Consider the following 3,266-nt stretch of genomic DNA (forward strand, 5'->3'; position numbering starts at 1 on the left):
CATCTTTACCGTTTCATCAACCAACCAGACCTTCCTGGATAAGCCCTCGACCGATTAGTAACAGTCAGCTCCATACATTACTGCACTTCCACCTCTGCCCTATCTACCTCGTCGTCTTCAAGGGGTCTTACTTCTTTCGAATGGGATATCTCATCTTGAGGGGGGCTTCACGCTTAGATGCCTTCAGCGTTTATCCCTGCCAGACTTGGCTACCCGGCCATGAGCTTAGCAGCTCAACCGGTACACCAGCGGTCCGTCCATCCCGGTCCTCTCGTACTAAGGACAGCTCCTCTCAAATATCCTCCGCCTGCGCCGGATAGGGACCGAACTGTCTCACGACGTTCTGAACCCAGCTCGCGTACCGCTTTAATGGGCGAACAGCCCAACCCTTGGGACCTACTTCAGCCCCAGGATGCGATGAGCCGACATCGAGGTGCCAAACCACTCCGTCGATGTGAACTCTTGGGAGTGATAAGCCTGTTATCCCCAGGGTAGCTTTTATCCGTTGAGCGATGGCAATCCCACTTTCATACCACCGGATCACTAAGTCCTAGTTTCCTACCTGCTCGACCCGTCGGTCTCGCAGTCAAGCTCCCTTCTGCCTTTGCACTCTTCGAATGGTTTCCAACCATTCTGAGGGAACCTTTGAGCGCCTCCGATACCCTTTCGGAGGCGACCGCCCCAGTCAAACTCCCCACCTGACATTGTCCCCGGCCCGGATCACGGGCCATGGTTAGAAACCCAGTAACGCAAGGGTGGTATCCCAACAGCGGCTCATACGAAACCGGAGTTCCGTACTCGTAGCCTCCCACCTATCCTGTGCATGCATTACCGAATCCCAGTATCAAGCTGGAGTAAAGCTCCATGGGGTCTTTCCGTCCTGGCGCAGGTAACCAGCATCTTCACTGGTATTTCAATTTCACCGGGTGCATTGTCGAGACAGCGCTCAAATCATTACGCCTTTCGTGCGGGTCGGAACTTACCCGACAAGGAATTTCGCTACCTTAGGACCGTTATAGTTACGGCCGCCGTTTACTGGGGCTTCAATTCAAAGCTTCGATTGCTCTAACCTCTCCTCTTAACCTTCCAGCACCGGGCAGGCGTCAGCCCATATACATCACCTTACGGTTTCGCATAGACCTGTGTTTTTGCTAAACAGTTGCTTGAGCCTATTCTCTGCGGCCAGATCTCTCTGGCACCCCTTATCCCGAAGTTACGGGGTCATTTTGCCGAGTTCCTTAACAATGCTTCTCCCGCCGGCCTTAGGATTCTCTCCTCATCCACCTGTGTCGGTTTACGGTACGGGCACATGATACACAATAGCGGCTTTTCTCGGCAGCTGGAATCGGATGCTTCCCTACTTTGGTTCGGTCCGCGTCACGCCTTTGGCTTGTCAGACGGATTTGCCTGTCTGACACCTCCTGCGCTTGCCCGGAGTTCTGTTCCCCGGTCATCTTATCCCTCTGCGTCCCCACAGTTCTGATATCATGTGGTACAGGAATCTAAACCTGTTGTCCATCAGCTACGCTTCTCAGCCTTGCCTTAGGCCCCGACTTACCCAGGGCAGATCAGCTTTACCCTGGAAACCTTAGATATTCGGCCTGGAGGATTCCCACCTCCATCTCGCTACTCATTCCGGCATTCTCTCTTCTTAAAAGTCCACAGCTCCTTATCGGTACTGCTTCGCCCCTTTAAGAATGCTCCTCTACCAATGTATAAATACATTCCTGAGCTTCGGTGTTGTGTTTCAGCCCCGGACATTTTCGGCGCAGGACCTCTCGACTAGTGAGCTATTACGCACTCTTTGAATGTGTGGCTGCTTCTGAGCCAACATCCTAGTTGTCTTTGAAATCCCACATCCTTTTCCACTTAACACACACTTTGGGACCTTAGCTGCAGGTCTGGGCTCTTTCCCTTTTGACGACCCAACTTATCTCGTGCCGTCTGACTCCCGTACATCATCTGTATGGCATTCGGAGTTTGATATTCTTCGGTAGGCTTTGACGCCCCCTAGGAAATTCAGTGCTCTACCTCCACCAGACTAATACGAGGCTAGCCCTAAAGCTATTTCGAGGAGAACCAGCTATCTCCGGGTTCGATTGGAATTTCTCCCCTATCCACACCTCATCGCCACCCTTTTCAACGGATGTGCGTTCGGTCCTCCACGAAATTTTACTTTCGCTTCAACCTGGACATGGATAGATCACCCGGTTTCGGGTCTGCACATGCTGACTTGACGCCCTATTCAGACTTGCTCTCGCTTCGGCTCCGCACCTTTAGTGCTTAACCTTGCCAGCATCCGCAACTCGCCGGACCGTTCTACAAAAAGTACGCGGTCGCACCTTAACGTGCTTCCACAGCTTGTAAACACAGGGTTTCAGGTTCTCTTTCACTCCCCTCCCGGGGTCCTTTTCACCTTTCCTTCACAGTACTATGCGCTATCGGTCACTAAGGAGTATTTAGCCTTGGGGGGTGGTCCCCCCGACTTCCTGCAAGGTTCCACGTGTCTCGCAGTACTCTGGATCCCACTAGCTCCCTTCTGGTTTCATGTACGGGACTTTCACCCTCTCTGGTCTGACTTCCCAGACTGTTCCATTACCATACGGGTCACATAACGTGGTCCATAACCCCGGAATGCACGCATTCCGGTTTGGGCTCTTCCAATTTCGCTCGCCGCTACTTTCGGAATCGATGTTTCTTTCTCTTCCTCCGGCTACTTAGATGTTTCAGTTCACCGGGTTCCCGGCGTATGGCTATGTATTCACCATACGTCACTTGAGGTGCACTCAAGTAGGTTTCCCCATTCAGAGATCTCCGGATCAAAGGATATTTGCTCCTCCCCGAAGCTTTTCGCAGCTTATCACGTCTTTCATCGGCTCTTAGTGCCAAGGCATCCACCCTGCGCTCTTTCTAGCTTAACCAGTTGTATTTCCGCCGCGGGAACGGCTTCCATACGAAGGTGCATAGCGTTGCACCCCTGGTCTTTGTGTTTACTTGATTCTTTCGGTTACGTATCTTTCGATACGCCTCGGATGTCTTGTTTCTTAAATATATTTAAGATTCAATATTTCAATATGCGGTTTTCAAGGTACGTTGCGAAATCGAAACTTTAGAAATGTGTTGGAAGCTTGCTTCCATAAGCATTTATGAAGTTTTGATTTCATAGCGTGCCTGCACGCGACTGAGAAAAACGAAGTTTTTCGAAGTGCAACGTACAAAGACGCTAAGTGGAGATGGAGAGATTCGAACTCTTGACCCCCTGCTTG

At 51.3% G+C, this 3,266-nt stretch carries 1 rRNA gene; it reads right to left on the reverse strand.

Going from position 1 to position 3,266, the window contains the following annotated elements:
• Positions 1 to 34 precede the first annotated feature (34 nt).
• Positions 35 to 2,921: ribosomal RNA gene (locus DXA87_RS17485) — 23S ribosomal RNA — on the reverse strand.
• Positions 2,922 to 3,266 lie beyond the last annotated feature (345 nt).

Source organism: Desulfotomaculum sp. OF05-3, from assembly GCF_003435535.1.
In the GTDB taxonomy this organism is placed as follows: Bacteria; Bacillota; Clostridia; order Lachnospirales; family Lachnospiraceae; genus Pilosibacter; species Pilosibacter fragilis.